Genomic DNA, 16,719 nt, shown 5'->3' on the forward strand with positions numbered 1-16,719 from the left:
CAAGACCTAGATCGCGATCCCATCGGCGGACAAGCACAAGCCTAAATTCTAGGGCAGGGGAGGGATTGTCTGGAAAGATGTTGGAGCGGGAAAAGGGATTTGAACCCTCGACCCTCGCCTTGGCAAGGCGATGCTCTACCACTGAGCTATTCCCGCTCGCGAACGACCAAGGCCGGAGTGTACTGACCTCTCCAGTGACTGTCAAGCCACGAATCCTACGCAATGCGCTAGAGCAAATCTAGTTCGGCAACTCATTAAGTCGTTACGAATATGTAACATAACAAAGCGTGGCGTAATAAATTGATAAACAAGCCAATTTATAATCTATTTATTAGCTACTTATGCAATCTATCACCTCTGCTTTTCAGAGTGATTGCTACGCAGGCTACTCATTTCAACTGCGATGTAATGATAGGGCATCGTCGTTCAATTTATTCAATAAATATTAATATTATTAAATAGTTAAATATATTTTCTTTGAATAGAAACGTGCTTCCGTTTTATTGGTTCGAATCTTGCTGGCAATCGAATTGAGGCGTTTGAGCGGGTAGTGGAATGCGTGTTTCCCATTTTCAAAATTACGTCCGAGTCAAATCGCCATTGAAATTGGAAGAATAAAGGGCATCGTTTAATAAAGAGCTTCGTTCAAGTTCACATCATGTGAGGAGGTATTCACAATGTTCTTGTCACGTCGACAATTTCTAAAGGTCTCTGTCGGTACGGTTGCAGCTGCAGCCGTGGCGGACAAGGTCCTGGCATTGACGGCGCTCCAACCGGTGATCGAGGTCGGAAATCCACTGGGTGATTATCCGGACCGGTCATGGGAGCGTGTTTACCACGACCAATATCGTTATGATTCATCCTTTACGTGGGTCTGCTCTCCCAATGACACCCATGCCTGTCGCGTTCGGGCCTTTGTCCGAAACGGCGTCGTCATGCGTGTCGAGCAGAACTATGACCATCAAACCTATGAAGATCTCTATGGGAACCGTGGGACCTTCGCGCATAACCCGCGCATGTGCTTGAAGGGTTTTACGTTCCATCGTCGTGTATACGGTCCTTACCGACTCAAGGGCCCGCTCATGCGAAAGGGCTGGAAGCAGTGGATGGACGATGGATCGCCCGAGCTGACGCCTGACACCAAGCGCAAGTATAAATTCGACAGCCGTTTTTTGGACGATATGCTCCGTGTCTCCTGGGACACAGCGTTTACCTATGCTGCTAAGGCCATGATCATTATTGCGACACGCTACTCCGGCGAGGCTGGAGCTAGAAGGTTGCGCGAGCAGGGCTATGCGCCTGAGATGATCGAAATGATGAAGGGGGCTGGTACGCGGTGCTTTAAGCATCGTGCCGGTATGCCTGTTCTCGGTATCATTGGTAAAATGGGCAACACCCGTATGAACGGCGGGATCAATGCGCTGTTGGATACCTGGATTCGGAAAGTCAGTCCGGAGCAAGCGCAGGGTGGTCGTTACTGGTCGAATTACACCTGGCATGGAGATCAGAACCCATCACAGCCGTTCTGGTCCGGTGTTCAGGGGTCGGATATCGATCTCGCGGACATGCGCTTTTCCAAGCTGAATACCAGCTGGGGGAAGAACTTCGTTGAAAATAAGATGCCGGAAGCTCACTGGAAGCTGGAGTGCATTGAGCGTGGTGCACGCGTGGTTGTCATTACGCCGGAATACAATCCTACGGCCTATCGAGCCGACTACTGGATGCCTCTCCGTCCACAGTCCGACGGCGCTCTCTTCATGGGAGCCATGAAAATCATCATCGACGAAAATATGCACGACGTTGACTTCCTGAAACAGTTTACTGATGCTCCGATCTTGGTGCGCACGGATACTCTTCAGTACCTGGATCCTCGGGACGTCGTAGCTGATTATAAGTTCCCTGATTTCTCTAAGAGCTATTCAGGTCGGATTCAAGCTCTGAAGCCGCAAGATGTCGAACGGCTTGGCGGCATGATGGTGTGGGATTTGAACAAGAAGCAGGCAGTCCCGCTCCATCGTGAACAGGTTGGATGGCACTATATCAATAGCGGAATCGATGCAGCCCTCAACGGGACCTACCGGGTCAAGTTGCTCAACGGTCGTGAAGTTGATGCGATGCCGGTCTGGCAGATGTACCTGGTGCATTTCCAAGACTACGATTTGGATACCACGCATCAAATCTGCCGAACTCCGAAGGATCTCATTGTACGTTGGGCACGCGACTCGGGCACGATCAAGCCGGCCGCGATTCACAACGGAGAAGGTGTGACGCACTATTTCCACATGACGCCGAATGGTCGTGCGGCGGCCATGGTGCTCATCATAACCGGTAACGTCGGCAAGTTCGGCACTGGGCAGCATACCTGGGCTGGTAACTATAAGGCGGGTTGCTGGACGGCTACACCATGGTCCGGCGCTGGCTTATCAGTTCACACGGGTGAAGATCCATTCAACATTACGCTGGATCCGAATGCCCACGGGAAAGAAATCAAGACCAAGTCCTACTACTACGGCGAAGAGGTTGGGTATTGGAACCACGGCGATACGGCTTTGATTGTCAATACTCCGAAGTATGGGCGTAAGGTGTTCACCGGTAAAACGCACATGCCGACCCCCAGTAAATTCCGCTGGGTCGTGAACGTCAACGTGCTCAACAACGCCAAGCACCACTACGACATGGTGCGCAACGTCGATCCGAACATCGAAACTCTGATCACGCAGGACATCGAAATGACGTCAGACGTGAATCATAACGACATTGCCTTTGCCTGCAACTCTTGGATGGAATTTACCTATCCGGAGATGACGATCACGGTCTCCAACCCATGGGTCCAAATTTGGAAGGGTGGAATCAGACCGTTGTACGACACTCGAAACGACCTCGATACCTTTGCCGGGGTTGCGGCAAAACTGTCCGAGATGACCGGCGACAAGCGCATGAAGGACTACTTCGCCATGGTCTACGCCAACCGCGTGGACGTCTATGCGCAGCGCATGCTCGATGCATCCAGCACCTTCTACGGCTACTCCGCAGATGTCATGTTGAAGTCGGAAAAGGGCTGGATGGTCATGGTCCGGACCTACCCGCGGCATCCGTTCTGGGAGGAAACCAACGAGTCCAAGCCCATGTGGACCCGCAGCGGTCGGTACGAGAATTACCGTATCGAACCGGAAGCAATCGAGTACGGAGAGAACTTCATCTCCCATCGTGAGGGACCGGAGGCAACGCCATACCTCCCGAACGCGATCTTCACGACCAATCCGTATTGCCGTCCGGATGACTATGGTATTCCCATCACGGCGCAGCACCATGACGATAAGACTGTTCGTAACATCAAGTTGTCATGGCATGAAATTGTGCGGCATTCAAACCCGTTGTGGGAGAAGGGCTATCAGTTCTACTGCGTGACGCCAAAGACGCGGCACCGAGTTCATAGCCAATGGTCGGTGAACGACTGGGTGCAGATCTATGAGTCGAACTTCGGTGATCCCTATCGCATGGACAAACGGACGCCGGGAGTCGGCGAACACCAGATTCACATCAACCCACAGGCGGCGAAGGACCGTGGCATCAACGACGGTGACTATGTCTACGTCGATGGGAACCCGGTGGATCGTCCCTATCGTGGATGGAAACCGAGCGATCCGTACTACAAAGTAGCTCGACTCATGATCCGGGCCAAGTACAACCCGGCTTATCCGTATCACGTGACCATGGCAAAACATGCGCCGTATGTCTCCACGCCAAAGTCGGTCAAAGGACACGAGACCAGACCAGATGGACGGGCCATTGCCATCGACACGGGGTATCAGTCGAATTTCCGGTATGGCGCCCAACAGTCCTTTACCAGAAACTGGCTCATGCCGATGCACCAGACTGACTCACTTCCTGGCAAACACGCAATTGCCTGGAAGTTTAAATGGGGCTATCAGGTCGATCACCACGCGATCAACACGGTGCCGAAGGAATGTCTCATCCGGATCACCAAGGCGGAGGACGGCGGGATCGGGGCTCGTGGTCCCTGGGAACCGGTGCGCACCGGATTTACGCCGGGCCAAGAGAACGAGTTCATGATTAAGTGGCTGAAAGGTGAGCACATTAAGATTAAGGTCTAAATGCTATTGGCGTACCGGTCAGCCCTTGCCCAATCGGTGAGGGCTGACGAAGTTCGACAAGAGCCTATGATGAATCACGGAGGAAACCATGCCTGAAGTCTATAACTGGCAGCTGGGACGAAAGATGTTGTATCCCTACGAGGAGCGGCATCCGAAGTGGCAGTTTGCCTTTGTCTTCAATATCAACCGCTGCTTAGCGTGCCAAACCTGTAGTATGGCCGATAAGTCGACCTGGCTCTTCTCGAAGGGGCAGGAGTACATGTGGTGGAACAACGTGGAGACCAAGCCCTATGGGGGGTATCCCCAGTTCTACGACATCAAGATCACCCAGCTGATTGAGCAGGTCAATCCCGGCGGACAGGTCTGGAACGTCCGGGTGGGACGCAAACACCATGCGCCGTACGGGGTGTTTGAGGGGATGACCATTTTCGACGCGGGTGCCAAGGTGGGGCAAGCGGCGATCGGGTACATTCCAACCGACCAAGAATGGCGGTTTGTGAACATCTATGAGGACACCGCCACCTCCATGCGCGCGCTGGTGGAAGGTATCGACAAGACCGGGTTCTCACGGGATGAACCCTGGAAGATGACCGGCAGCAGCTTGCCGGAACATGAGACCTTCTTCTTCTACTTACAGCGGATCTGCAATCACTGTACGTATCCGGGCTGTTTAGCGGCCTGCCCGCGGAAAGCGATCTATAAGCGTCCTGAGGACGGGATCGTCCTGATCGACCAGAATCGATGCCGGGGGTACAAAAAGTGTGTGGAACAGTGTCCGTACAAGAAGCCCATGTATCGAGGGACGACCCGGGTCAGTGAAAAGTGTATCGCCTGCTATCCTCGGATCGAAGGCAAAGATCCGTTGACCGGGGGAGAACCGATGGAAACCCGGTGTATGGCGGCCTGTGTCGGCAAGATCCGGATGCAGAGTTTGATGCGGATCGGCGAGGATGGGCTGTGGGCGGAGGATCGGTGGCACCCGCTGTACTACACGATTCGGGTCGAGCAGGTGGCCTTGCCGTTGTACCCCCAGTGGGGGACGGAGCCCAACGGCTATTACATTCCACCGCGGCATTCCCCGCGCGGGTATGCCCGCCAGATGTTTGGGCCTGGTGTGGACAATGCCATTGAAAAGTACCTGGTTCCAAGCCGGGAGCTCCTCGCGGTGCTCCAGCTCTGGCGAGCCAGTCAGCAGATCGTCTTCCGGTACGATGTGATTCCTGGGCCGAAAGTGTTCGAGACCCAGATTCACGGCAAGCGCTTTGAGATGTACAACGACACGGTCCTGGGCTTCAATAAGTCCGGGAAAGAAGTGGCCAGGATTCAGGTGGAAGAGCCGATCTACATTCGGCCGGCCGAACGGGTGACCTGGCTGTAAGTCGGTACGGACGAGACCGGTAGAACGAGGGGTGGGGTTCCGAAGAAGGGCTCCGCCCCTCTTACTTTTCAATCGGTGTTTCTCCTGAGAAAGGGCGCCGATGGGCGGTCATTCTCAATCACATACCAAGTCCACCTCGTTGATACGGCCATCTCACCGCCAGAACTAGAGCCTGATTCCCCTTGTCTGATCAGTCTTTCGACTCAGCCCTCCCTGAATCTTCTGCACACTTGACGGCATGCAGGACCTCCAGTAAAGTTTTTTCTAGATTATCATTGTGCCTTCCAACCCCGGAGTTACTTCAGCGTGACCGTGAAACAGCAGGAAACGGTTCCCTTTGCTGCTCAAGCTATTCCCTTCAAGGAGTTACTCGCTACGGGCGAGCTACCCGATGGATATCTCACCGGTGAATATATCGCCCAGCAATTCGTTGAACGACTCGTTCACTATATTCTCAGTGTTCCATCAGGGAGTTATACCATGGGTGAACTCAGTCAACTTCTGGAGCAGCTAGACCCTCGTGCGCAGGTTTTCTTTTTTAAAAAATTGAAGGAGACCAGTCCCGAGTGCTTAAAAGACTTTGCACCTCTCTATTATGGTTTTATGAACGAATTTGAATCACTACTCTTCACCTAGGCGCAATACCACTCACCTACTTCATCATCCAAGCACTCAGCCGATAGTGAACATTGTGGCGATGTAATCCTCTTGGATAGCTTCGTCACTATCTCACCGCTCCATCCTGCAGGAGTGCCCTAACGAGCAGATTCACACTTGCGATGAGCATTTGTTCTGTTCATCATACAAAGGGCCACTCTATGTAGCAAAATTGCGCAAAATCATACAGGAACGGACCGCGGTCATGGTGGGAGGAGGCCTCACAGATTCGAATGGGACAAAAATTCTCCTTGTTGTACTCGTAATCTGATGTATAATTGCTCCTCATCTACTGGAAAAGGAGTGTTATGAATCCATCCCTACAACGTGCGGTCACCAGCTTCTATAACCTGATCTATGAGGCACAAACTTTTGCCACTGCAATGGCACGGATCGATACTGCGGAGCAGGAGCACTATGCCGGCCGTATTGAGGGTCTGAATTGGGTCCTAGATCGTTGCCAAGAACTTGAGGAGATGGATGCTAACCTCACGCCATCCTCGCTTCAGCGTATCTTGGGCGAAGTGAAGTCCGATCTGGAACATGAATTATCAGTTCAAAGGCGGGAAAAGGGCCGCAGGGCAGATGGACGTGAAGAGGCTCTCAACTTTGTTGCGGATTACCTTTCGAGTCTGATTACTGCGACTGAGATCGAGTCTGCTAAAACTCCCGCCTAGGACAAACGTTCCTTCTGAACGGGGCATGCATCAGCTCAGCGATGTTGACTGGGGGCCCCGTTAAGTCCTGTGCCTTAGTTCTGACATGTTGCCAACGGATCCTCATCAGCGAGTTCGGTCAGGGCGCGGATGAACCCGTAATAACTTGACCCTGCAGCACGAATCTCAATAAAATGGGCTATGTTTCAAACACCTCGTAAGCCAGGGATGCCCTGGGTCCCAGGTCGCCCCCAGCCTCCACGAAGTCGGCCTCGTTCTTCACCGACGGGTCAGCAGGATCAGTTTGGTTCCTTGAACGCCTCGCTTCTCTACTGTCCCCGTTGCCGAGTTGCAACACCAACCAGAGAGCGACTGCTTCTCGTTCTTCCCAGCGGAAATCTTTACGAATATCTTTGTGCGCAGTGTGGGACCTCCACCGGGTCAAAGACTGAGAATCCTGAAAGACCCGTTCACATTGTCGCACCCTGATCCCTGCAATCCTGCAGCAAGGCTCACTTGGCAAAGGGCTTAGCCACGAGCTTACAGCCATCGATCATTTGTAAGATCGATTCCTAGGCAGCAGCGGTGTGCAGAGACTAAGTCTACGCGCGTGGGAGGGGTGATGAATGCAAAGCCGCATGGGCGACAGCCCTTTCATGATTTCAGCAGGCCTGTTTTTAGTAGTATGGTGACGATCCGGGAGGGTATGAACCCAGAAGTAAAATATTCAGTAGAGAGACCGTCACTGAATCTGCGACAGGGGGATTCCTTCTTCAATCAGCATCACCGGGATATGATCGCGGATGGGATACAGAAGCGTTCCGTCTTCGCGGATTAACCCCGCCTCAAAGGGTTCGGTAACTGGTCGGTTGCCCTTATTTTTCAATTCACCTCGAGTGACCGATGTATTCAGCGCAATGATGACGGAGTCGTCTGCGGCCGTCACTTTTTGTTTTGTCTCAGGGCAACAGAGGATCGCCAGCAGATCCGGATTGATATTCATAGACTCTATCCTCCCCACAGTTGACACATGCACGATCCTGTATCATGCCACCAAGTACGATGAAGTCTCAAGAGCTCTCCAGCACTGAAGAAATCTGGTAGACTACCAAAAACTGGTGGTCGGGAACGGAACATGGTGAAAGCCTTCTGGAAAACCTGTGTGGCTGGGCTCATTCTCATTCTGCCGGCCTGGGCCACGCTGCTGATCCTGTCGACCCTTTTTACCGCCCTTGATAGTGTGGTAGGCCGATATCTGGTCTACCCTTTTCCTGGCCTTGGCCTCCTGCTCTTAGTGCTTCTGCTCATTCTCGTCGGAGTCATCGGCGATCATATGATCTCTCGTGGCTTGTTCGAAAGAGTGGAACGGCGGATTGAACAGATCCCGCTCGTGCAAAGTATTTACCTCACGTTAAAAGGCATGACGGACCTCGTCAATTTTCGCTCCCGATTTGGGCAGAGCCGGGTCGTCGCATTTCCATTTCCGCGTGATGGATGTTGGGCCTTAGGATTTGTCATGGGTACAGCCCCCCCGGCCCTTCAAGTAGACCAGTCCCATACACTTGTGATGGTATTTGTTCCGACTGCCATTCATCCATTTACGGGGTATTTGGCGTTTATTCCGGACATCGCCCTCAAACCAATTAATCTGCCCTTCGAGGAGGCCATGAAGATGGAATTCTCGGCTGGATTTTACAGACCACGGGCCGGATGGCTTACCCCGTCCCCGGCCATCCTCCCAAGATCATGAATCTCAATGTGTTCAACATTAGGCCAGCCACCGTGGCCGATGTGCAGACAATTGTCGATTTCAATGCGGCCATGGCTCTCGAAACGGAACAACGTAGACTGGATCGCGATCGGCTCCAAGACGGTGCACTCGCACTCTTGGCACATCCTCAGTATGGCTTTTACGTTGTGGCGGAAACTCCCGTTGAGACCATTCCCACCGCTGTCGGTCAACTCATGATCACCTTTGAGTGGAGTGATTGGCGCAACGGGCTCTTTTGGTGGGTTCAGAGCGTCTATGTTACACCGGAGTGGCGTCGACGTGGTGTCTATCGAGCCATGCATGAGCACATTGCCACCCGAGCCAAGGGAGATCCACAAGTTTGTGGGATTCGTCTCTATGTTGAACACCAGAATCAGCACGCCCAAACTGTCTATCGACGTGTGGGACTCAGTCCCTCTGCCTATACGGTTTATGAACAAGATTTCATACTGGGCCATCAGCGACCGAATCCCTGAAAAGGAGTACTCGATATGAAGATCGTTCAATCTGTCTATACTCTGCTGGTCCTTACCATACTCATACAAGGCTGCGCCTTCAGTAGAGGGACGCTCGGAGACGACATCAAATCAGACACCGTCGCAGCGCTTCAAAAGGGAATCACCACAAAGGATGAAGTCATTCGCCTGTTGGGCGCTCCAGATCGGTTGCTCCCACTCAATGGTCGAGACGTTTTTCAGTACTACCGATATGATGCCAAGGCCGGGAGCCTCCTGTTGATCATTCTCAACTTTTCGCGCCTTTCCATTAAAAGTGACGACCTCTTCGTGATCCTCAACCGTGAGGGGATCGTCGAAGATGTGATCGCATCGAAACGCACGGAGGCACTAGCCTTCCGATTCTGGCCATTTGGGGAGTGATATGAGAAGTATCATCAGTCGAATGGTCCCGCTTGTACTGGGGGCCCTGGTCTCTCTGGCCCTACTGGGTTGTAACGTGATTCGTGTTTCGTTCAATACTTCCCTTGGTCCGGAGGATGTCACCTTCATTGTACCTGGCAAGACCACCTTGTCCGAGGTGGTCGCCAAACTTGGGGCGCCCCACTCCATCATCGATTCTGATACGGGGGTTGTGGCTACATACCGATTTTTCGATGTGAAATACTCACGGGTCAATTTTGGTTGGTTGGCAAAGCCTTGGACCCCGGTCGATCCTGATTTGATCTTTTCTCGCACGGGACTTGGCGTTGACGCGTTCCAAATCTTGTGCGACTCCCGGTGGGTCGTGTTACATCAAGAGTTTCAGCGGCACCTCATCAGACCGCCCTTCTATCCCTATCCATTTCAGTAGTCAGGACTCTCAGTCTCCCGTGAATTACTACGTGGCACTAGCGGCGGCAGACTCGCTATAATGATAAACTATGAGTCAGGGAACCACAGATCCCGCTCCGTGCTCCACGCATGACAACCCCTCTTCGTCCTATATCCCAGCCGACAAAGATACCGAGTTTCTCCAACGGGATGAGTTACGTCCCATTCGGATCGGGCTCGAACTGCTGAAGCCAGAACTCATCCAAAAAGAAGAACAGATCAAGTCCACCATCGTCGTCTTCGGGAGCGCTAGGCTGCACGAGCCGGCGGCTGCTACACAGACGCTGCGGCAGGCAGAAGAGAAAGCTGCTAGGGCTCCTGCAGATCGGACGCTCCAACAACAACTGGCCATCGCCAAACGTCAACTTGAGCTTGCGAAATACTATGACGTGGCCAGAGACTTTGCGCGGCTGGTCTCGTCGACCTGCCAGGTCGATGGGCATTGCGACTATGTCGTAGTGACGGGCGGTGGTCCCGGCATTATGGAAGCAGCCAACCGTGGGGCGGCAGATGTGAATGCCAAGTCGATAGGACTCAACATCACGTTGCCGCACGAGCAGTACCCAAATCCCTACATTACCCCTCGACTCAGTTTTCAATTTCGCTATTTTGCGATCAGGAAAATGCATTTTCTCATCCGTGCCAAGGCCCTCGTAGCGTTTCCCGGAGGATTCGGCACTCTCGATGAACTGTTTGAGACACTGACCCTGCTCCAAACGGGTAAGACGGACAAGGTCATCGTGATCCTCGTCGGGCGGGACTTCTGGGAGAGACTGATCAATTGGCAATTGCTTGTTGAGTACGGACTGATTTCACAGACGGACCTGGATCTCTTTCACTATACGGAAACGGCTCAGGAAGCCTGGGACTTGATCGCACGCCACAATGGAGTACCCCCTACATGAAACTCTCATTCTACGGCGCAGCTCGCTCAGTGACAGGAAGCCGACATCTGTTAGAAGTGCCAGGGTTTCGAGTCCTGCTCGACTGTGGCCTGTTTCAGGGACGGCGAGAAGAAGCGTTTCGGCGAAACCGAGAATTCGGGTTCGATCCGAAGTCGTTGGGGGCGATCCTTCTGTCGCATGCCCACATCGACCACTCCGGAGCGTTACCTGTGTTGCCGAGAAAGGGATTTTCGGGGAAGGTTTACCTCACCAGAGCCTCTGCCGACCTCGCCGGGATCATGCTCGAAGATTCGGCTCGCGTGCAAGAGAACGACTGCCGCTATGTGAATAAGCAGGAAAAGCGACGGGGAAAAGCGTGTGTACAGGCGCTCTATGACGGCGATGATGTGCGAAAAATCCTGAAGCGGTTTGAGGGCAGCCGATATGGAGACCAGCTGAAAATTGCGCCTCGCCTGACGGCCTCCTTTCACGACGCAGGCCACATCCTGGGATCTGCCGCTGTCCGTGTGAAATACACCGCTCGCGGCAATAGCACGACGATCCTGTTCAGCGGGGACTTAGGGCGATCTCATATGCCAATCCTGCGAGACCCCGAGCCACCGCCTTCCTGCGATGTCCTGATCCTGGAATCCACTTACGGTGACCGCTTGCACGAGCAGGCTGGGGAAGAGATGAAGAAGAAGGCGCAGGACCTGATCGCCCATGCGCGTGAACACAAGAGCAAAATCATTGTGCCGGCGTTTGCCGTGGGGCGCACGCAGGAACTGGTTATGAGGATCAAAGAGCTGGTCGGAGAAGGCCGGGTCGAGCCGATTCCCATCTATATCGATTCTCCGTTGGCGGACAAGGCCACGGAAGTCTTCAAACGTCACCCAGAGTGCTATGACGAGGAAACCATGAAGACCTTTTCCTCGGGCGGGGATGTTTTTGCCTCCCGCTACATCCATTTCGTCTCCTCTCCGGAAGAGAGTAAGCGCCTTAATGCCATGCGCGGTCCCTGCGTCATCATTTCTTCCTCCGGTATGTGCGAGGGGGGACGGGTCATTCACCATCTCAAACATGCCATTCAGGACGAGGCGAACGTCATCGTCTTTGTCGGCTTTCAAGCCGAACATACCCTCGGGCGCAAACTGGTCGAGGGGTGGGACGTGGTGCCAATCTTTGGGGTTCCGACCAAACGCCGCGCGCAAATCATGAAGTTCAACGGCCTCTCCGCCCATGCTGATCGCAATGATCTGCTCGCCTATGTGCGAGCGATCGATCCACTGCCGAGTACGATCTTCATCGTCCATGGCGAAGAGAAGCAGGCCCTTTCGCTGGGGGCGGCAATCCAGGCAGACCATCCGAAGATTGATGTGCGGATCCCGCACCAGGGCAGCACGCATGAAATGTAGTTCTGGGCGCGCGGCACGGGTAATGCTGTTGTCCTGGATCGCCGCGCTACTTGCGGGGTGCCTCTCCGTGTCGGCGGCTGAACCCGACCAACCGCGCCAACGGATTCGGGACATGGGCGTCGTGATCGGGCAGTATCAGCCTGGTCCACTCAATGCCATCACTGATGTGGCAGGAGTAAGGGTCGGGCATACCACACTCATCTCCGGGGAAGGGAAATTGGTTCCGGGGCAGGGGCCTGTACGCACAGGCGTCACCGTCGTCATTCCGCGTGACGACGTGTGGCACAAGAAAGTGCCGGCTGGATTCTTCGTCCTCAACGGTACCGGAGAAATGACGGGCCTCTCGTGGGTAGCGGAGTCAGGCTTTCTCGAATACCCCATCGCCCTCACAAACACGTTGAATATCCCCCGTGTTGAGAACGGAGTCATGAGCTGGATGATCAGGCAGTATCCAGCCATCGGCATCGAAGACGACACGCTTACGCCGGTCGTGGCGGAATGTGACGACGGACGGTTGAACGACATCCAAGGCCGCCATGTGTCTGAACAGGATGTGATGACCGCATTAGATGGCGCCAGCAGAGGCCCAGTGACAGAAGGCACGGTCGGAGCCGGCACGGGCATGGTCTCCTATGGATTCAAGGGAGGCATCGGCACGTCGTCGAGAATATTGCCAGATAAAGATGGGGGTTACCAAGTCGGCATACTGGTCAATGCCAACCATGGCCGCAGACCGGAACTCAGCATCGGTGGTGTGCCAGTGGGGAAACTCTATGACCCTCCCCCTCAGGGACAACAACAGTCTCAGGCGCTCTCACCCGGCCAGAGCGAAGGGTCCATTATTGTGATCATTGCCACCGATGCACCCCTCGATAGCCGACAGTTGACGAGACTGGCCAAGCGTGCCGCACTCGGCCTCGCTCGCACGGGTTCTACGGCGCGTCACAGCAGCGGCGACTTCATGCTGGCCTTTTCCACCTCGAATGTGATTCCCCATTATCCGAAAGAACCCACCTACAATCTCACGCACCTTGCCGACAGTCATATCAATCCACTCATCACCGCCACGGTCGAGGCTACGGAAGAAGCGATCCTCAACGCCCTCACCATGGCGACGTCGGTCACGGGCCGTGATGGGCGTCGGATTGAAGCGCTCGACCTCACCCGCCTTAAGGAGATCTTACAGCCGATTCAGCGTTAGTCAGCATCTTGACTGGTTAAACACGGTCCTGCATCACCGTGCTTGCATTTGCGGGACCCTCCTGGCTATTCTTCCGATCAGCTGTGAATGAAGGAGACGAGCTCAATGGGCGACTACCAAATCGGCGGCGGGTTACAACTCCTGACGGCGGTGCAAAAGACAGAGGCCTTCGCGGAGTTTCTGAAAGCGCGGATGATTCATGCGCTGGAGACCGAGGATCCGACGGAACTCCACTACCTGCTTGCGCAAGTCGACGACTACCATTCGTATCTCTGGCGCTACTATAAAAAGCTCGCGCAAGTCCGAGCCCAGCGGATGGATCCCGGAGTCTGACGTCTGGACCGTTCCGGGGCCGTGCCAGCAATTCACAGATCCTGTTTCCATTCTGCTCTACACCGTGAGGCTTTTTCATGCAGTTTGCCGTCGCGCTTTCAAGACAGGTCGAGACAGACGCGGCCGCATTAGAGGTCGCCGCAGGGATTCGTGCGCAGCTGGCCGGAACTCCCATTGATCTTGCGTGTGTCTTCTTCTCCGCTCACCATGCAGAGGGACTCGATCGGCTCGTACCGGTGCTGACCGGAACGCTTCGTCCCAAACTGCTCCTCGGCTGCAGTGGCGAAGGTGTGATTGCTGGTGCAGAGGAACTGGAGACCATGCCGGCGATCACCGTCTGGGCGGCGGTGCTTCCTGATGTTGACCTTCATCCGGTACACTCCTCCTTTTCTCCGACGCAAGATCAATTCCACCTCACGGGATGGCCTGATCCGGGCATCGACGATGGGACTTTTCTCCTCGTTGCCGATCCTTTCACCACACCCATCCAAGATATCTTGGGCATCTTGGACGATCGATACCCTGGCGCCATGGCGATTGGTGGCCTTGCCGGTGGCGGACAAGAGGTGGGGATGAATCGGCTCGTGCTCAACGATCAGGTCTTTGACGGGGGGCTCGTGGGCGTGCGTCTCTCCGGAGCCATCGATATTCGTCCGGTGATCTCGCAGGGCTGTCGTATGATCGGTGAACGGTTTGTGGTGACCAAGGCCGAACGAAATCTGATTCATGAACTCGGAGGCGAGCCGGCGTTAGATCGACTGCAAGCGGCCTTTGACTCGTTACCGGAAGATGCCAAGCAGAAGGCCAATCGCGCGCTTCATCTCGGCATCGTCATCGACGAACAACGAAACCGGTTCGAGCGCGGAGACTTTCTCATCCGCAATCTACTCGGTGCCGACCGGGCCACAGGTGCCGTGGCGATCGGCGAAATGGTGCAAGAGGGCCAAACGGTGCAGTTCCAACTGCGTGATGCCGCGTCGGCCAGCGACGAGTTCAACTTGCTGCTCGAGGCCGATCACGCGCGTCATCGCCATCCTCCGCTCGGCGCCCTCATGTTCAGTTGCTGCGGACGCGGTCAAGGACTCTTCGGAACACCCAACCATGACGCAGGGACAGCATTGGCACGGTTAGGATCGATTCCGCTCGCCGGGTTCTTTGCGCAGGGAGAAATCGGGCCGGTCGGTGGCCGAAACTTTCTCCACGGGTACACTGCGAGTCTGGCACTATTCGCAGAACGAGATTGATAGGCCAGCTGGGTTGACCCAGCTGGGCCGACCATGCCATACAGTGTGAGGAGGACATCGTATGAAATCACCCTATCTTTCATCACTCATTGCGATGGTCGTGCTGACGCTATCATTGGGAGTAGGAGGTTCCATGGCCGAGAATAATCAGGAAGTCACAACGCCTTCGGGGCTGAAATATGTCGATCAAGTGGTTGGCACGGGAGAGGTGGCCGTTGCGGGTAAAACAGCGAACGTACACTACACCGGCTGGCTTGAAAACGGGAAAAAGTTTGATAGCTCCGTCGATCGCGGGCAGCCCTTCTCATTTCCGCTTGGTGCCGGGCGCGTCATCAAGGGTTGGGATGAAGGGGTTCAGGGGATGAAAGTAGGAGGCAAGCGCAAGCTCACCATCCCATCCGATTTAGGCTACGGCTCACGTGGTGCCGGTGGAGTGATTCCACCCAATGCCACATTAGTGTTTGATGTTGAGCTCCTTGGAATCCGTTGAGCACCGGCAGGTGTATCAGGTCAGAACATCATCACGTCCAGGTTTTAAGAATCCTGTGACGCGACGGACCTAGTGGCTTTCGACTGATTATTATGAAACAGACCCCTCTTGTTGCACAACATCGAGCCGCCGGGGCTAAACTTGTCGACTTCGCGGGATGGGAGATGCCCATTCAGTATAGCGGCGTGGTGGATGAGTATCATACCGTCCGCGGTCAGGCCGGTCTTTTTGACGTGAGTCACATGGGCCGGATCAGCGTATCCGGTCCGGGCTCCGTCGGGTTTCTCCAGTATGTCACCACCAACGATGTCTCCAAGGTTTCAGTCCGTTCCTCGCAGTATTCGATGGTCTGCAAGCCCAATGGCGGCATCCAGGACGACATCTTTATCTATCATGTCAAGCCGTACGAGTTTCTGGTCTGTGTCAACGCCTCGAATCGTGAGAAGATCGTGGCCTGGCTCTTGGAAAAAGTCGCCCATGTACAGGGGTGCAAAGTCAGGGATCGTTCAACAGAGTTGGCACAGATTGCCGTACAAGGCCCCATCTCGCGAGACATCTTGATCGGCGCTGGCGTTGGCGAGGTTGTGGACCTCAAGGTTCGACAGTGCACGGAGGTGACCGCATTTGGCGGCACAGCCGTTGTATCACGGACCGGGTACACGGGGGAATTGGGGTATGAACTGTACCTTTCTGCTGACCTTGCTGAATCGGCATGGGCGCAGCTGATGAAAGTCGGTCAACCACGAGGCCTCAAGCCGGCAGGGTTAGGCGCGCGTGATTTGCTCAGACTGGATATGGGCTATCTCTTGTACGGAAACGACATCAGCGAAGAGATCAGTCCGCTCGAAGCAGGTGCGGACTGGGTCGTCAATTTTGATAAGGGTGAGTTCGTCGGTCGCGCCGCGCTGTTGTCTCAACGGACGCAGGGACTGGCGCGCCGATTGGTGGGGTTTGAATTGCTTGAAAAGGCTGTCCCACGCCATGGCTTTATCATTCTTTCCACCGGTGCACAGCCTCAGCCTATCGGCAAAGTGACGAGTGGCAATCTTTCACCATTCCTACAAAAAGGGATTGGTTTGGGCTATGTGTCGCCTCCCTACGCTGAACCGGGGACAAGGATGCTGATCGACATCCGAGGGAAAGCGGTTCCTGTCCAGGTGGTCAAGCCACCGTTCTATAAGAGGACGAAGAGCGTATAGCGAATAGCAATAGCGGGATGGTCTCGACCGCAATTGCCTTCATTCGTG

The 16,719-nt window shown here is 54.5% G+C and carries 16 protein-coding genes and 1 tRNA gene; 15 read left to right on the forward strand and 2 right to left on the reverse strand.

From position 1 onward, the window contains the following. Positions 1–81: 81 nt before the first annotated feature. Positions 82–156 (reverse strand) — tRNA-Gly (locus COMA1_RS05035). 521 nt (positions 157–677) lie between these two features. Between COMA1_RS05035 and COMA1_RS05040 the strand changes: the two genes are divergently transcribed. The 4 genes from COMA1_RS05040 (at position 678) to COMA1_RS05055 (ending at position 6,827) form a co-directional block, all read left to right on the forward strand. Next, the gene (locus tag COMA1_RS05040; RefSeq protein WP_090744653.1) at positions 678–4,115 is read left to right on the forward strand and encodes a molybdopterin-dependent oxidoreductase; all 3,438 of its coding nucleotides are present in this window, start codon (positions 678–680) and stop codon (positions 4,113–4,115) included. An 88-nt stretch (positions 4,116–4,203) separates the two neighbouring features. Continuing rightward, positions 4,204–5,493 (forward strand): 4Fe-4S dicluster domain-containing protein, encoded by a 1,290-nt coding sequence (locus tag COMA1_RS05045; protein WP_090744655.1) that lies wholly within the window; start codon positions 4,204–4,206, stop codon positions 5,491–5,493. Positions 5,494–5,805: 312 nt separating this feature from the next. Beyond that, positions 5,806–6,129, forward strand: a complete 324-nt coding sequence (locus COMA1_RS05050) for a hypothetical protein (protein ID WP_141654226.1) — start codon at positions 5,806–5,808, stop codon at positions 6,127–6,129. A 329-nt stretch (positions 6,130–6,458) separates the two neighbouring features. Next, complete coding sequence (locus COMA1_RS05055) at positions 6,459–6,827, forward strand: hypothetical protein (RefSeq protein WP_090744662.1); 369 nt, start codon at positions 6,459–6,461, stop codon at positions 6,825–6,827. Between the two features lie 721 nt (positions 6,828–7,548). Here the strand turns inward: COMA1_RS05055 and COMA1_RS05065 are convergent. After that, positions 7,549–7,809 carry a Trm112 family protein gene (locus COMA1_RS05065; RefSeq protein ID WP_090744668.1) on the reverse strand — a complete coding sequence of 87 codons (261 nt, stop codon included), beginning with the start codon at positions 7,807–7,809 and terminating at the stop codon, positions 7,549–7,551. A gap of 132 nt (positions 7,810–7,941) precedes the next feature. On the opposite strand from COMA1_RS05065, the gene COMA1_RS05070 reads away from it, so the two are divergent. The 11 genes from COMA1_RS05070 (at position 7,942) to gcvT (ending at position 16,671) form a co-directional block, all read left to right on the forward strand. Beyond that, positions 7,942–8,556 carry a DUF502 domain-containing protein gene (locus tag COMA1_RS05070; RefSeq protein ID WP_090744671.1) on the forward strand — a complete coding sequence of 205 codons (615 nt, stop codon included), beginning with the start codon at positions 7,942–7,944 and terminating at the stop codon, positions 8,554–8,556. Then, entirely contained in the window at positions 8,553–9,053 is a 501-nt protein-coding gene (locus COMA1_RS05075; RefSeq protein ID WP_090744674.1) for a GNAT family N-acetyltransferase, read from the forward strand. Before COMA1_RS05070 ends, COMA1_RS05075 begins: the two co-directional genes overlap by 4 nt. Positions 9,054–9,068: 15 nt before the next feature. After that, positions 9,069–9,455 (forward strand): hypothetical protein, encoded by a 387-nt coding sequence (locus COMA1_RS05080; RefSeq protein WP_090744677.1) that lies wholly within the window; start codon positions 9,069–9,071, stop codon positions 9,453–9,455. Between the two features lies 1 nt (position 9,456). Then, positions 9,457–9,885, forward strand: a complete 429-nt coding sequence (locus COMA1_RS05085) for a hypothetical protein (protein ID WP_090744680.1) — start codon at positions 9,457–9,459, stop codon at positions 9,883–9,885. 70 nt (positions 9,886–9,955) lie between these two features. Then, positions 9,956–10,810: an LOG family protein gene (locus COMA1_RS05090; RefSeq protein ID WP_090744683.1), complete on the forward strand. Its 855-nt coding sequence runs from the start codon at positions 9,956–9,958 to the stop codon at positions 10,808–10,810. Next, on the forward strand, positions 10,807–12,204 hold the full coding sequence (locus COMA1_RS05095; RefSeq protein WP_090744686.1) for an MBL fold metallo-hydrolase RNA specificity domain-containing protein: 1,398 nt from the start codon (positions 10,807–10,809) through the stop codon (positions 12,202–12,204). Before COMA1_RS05090 ends, COMA1_RS05095 begins: the two co-directional genes overlap by 4 nt. After that, positions 12,194–13,405, forward strand: coding sequence for a DmpA family aminopeptidase (locus COMA1_RS05100; RefSeq protein ID WP_218055305.1), 1,212 nt, complete (start codon positions 12,194–12,196; stop codon positions 13,403–13,405). Before COMA1_RS05095 ends, COMA1_RS05100 begins: the two co-directional genes overlap by 11 nt. Before the next feature lie 105 nt (positions 13,406–13,510). Next, positions 13,511–13,738, forward strand: coding sequence for a hypothetical protein (locus COMA1_RS05105; protein ID WP_090744691.1), 228 nt, complete (start codon positions 13,511–13,513; stop codon positions 13,736–13,738). Between the two features lie 77 nt (positions 13,739–13,815). Then, on the forward strand, positions 13,816–14,982 hold the full coding sequence (locus COMA1_RS05110) for an FIST signal transduction protein (protein WP_090744694.1): 1,167 nt from the start codon (positions 13,816–13,818) through the stop codon (positions 14,980–14,982). A 133-nt stretch (positions 14,983–15,115) separates the two neighbouring features. Beyond that, the gene (locus tag COMA1_RS05115; RefSeq protein WP_218055336.1) at positions 15,116–15,472 is read left to right on the forward strand and encodes an FKBP-type peptidyl-prolyl cis-trans isomerase; all 357 of its coding nucleotides are present in this window, start codon (positions 15,116–15,118) and stop codon (positions 15,470–15,472) included. Positions 15,473–15,564: 92 nt separating this feature from the next. Further along, positions 15,565–16,671, forward strand: a complete 1,107-nt coding sequence (gene gcvT, locus COMA1_RS05120; RefSeq protein ID WP_090744700.1) for a glycine cleavage system aminomethyltransferase GcvT — start codon at positions 15,565–15,567, stop codon at positions 16,669–16,671. Positions 16,672–16,719: the final 48 nt, after the last annotated feature.

The organism is Candidatus Nitrospira nitrosa (assembly GCF_001458735.1).
GTDB lineage: Bacteria > Nitrospirota > Nitrospiria > Nitrospirales > Nitrospiraceae > Nitrospira_D > Nitrospira_D nitrosa.